The organism is Rhizobacter sp. P3_B12, assembly GCF_056402895.1.
This window is the reverse complement of sequence record NZ_JBFUGN010001708.1, coordinates 1-613: the sequence shown is the minus strand read 5'-3', so window position 1 is coordinate 613 and position 613 is coordinate 1. Positions and strand designations below refer to the sequence as shown.

General features: G+C 71.4%; 1 protein-coding gene. It reads left to right on the top strand.

Annotated features, from left to right (window positions below):
* Positions 1-613: hypothetical protein (locus tag AC1D01_RS37795; protein ID WP_477875095.1), on the top strand; the 613-nt coding region annotated here is incomplete at both ends.

The following is a 613-nucleotide window of genomic DNA, read 5'->3' as shown; positions in this document are numbered from 1 at the left end:
GGCCTACGCCGGCCTGATCGACGAACTGCACGACGAGGAGTTCGACGAGGCGCTGTTCGAGCTCGAATGCCATGCCCGCGCGCTGCACGACCGGCAGCTCGCCGCCGGCATGCCGCGCGGCCAGGCCGACCGGGCGGTGATGCAGCACTTTGCGCCGCTGGTGCGCGAATGCGAGGCGGCGGTCGATGCGATGGCGCAGCAGTTCGGCCCGCGCCAGGGCGCCGGGCTGGTCGAGGGCGAGGTCGATGCCTTCGTCGACGGCTACGCGCCGGCCGCCAGCCACGAGATGCAGCAGGAACCGCAGTTCGAACAGTTTTTCGGCAAGCTCCTCAAGAAGGTCGGCGGTGTCGTGAAGAAGGTCGCCGGCACGGCGATCCAGGGCATCACGAAGCTCACGCTCGGCCCGCTGCTGTCGCGCATCAAGGCGCTGGTGAAACCACTGCTGCAGCGCGTGCTGCAGAAGGCCATCGGCCACCTGCCGGCACCGGTGCAGCCGATCGCGCTGCAGCTCGCGCGCAAGCTCGGCTTCGCACCACCCGAGCYGGCTCCGGCGCCCACGACCGCCACGGCCCCCGATGCCACCGCCGCGGATGCCGCTGCCGCCGGCGTGCAG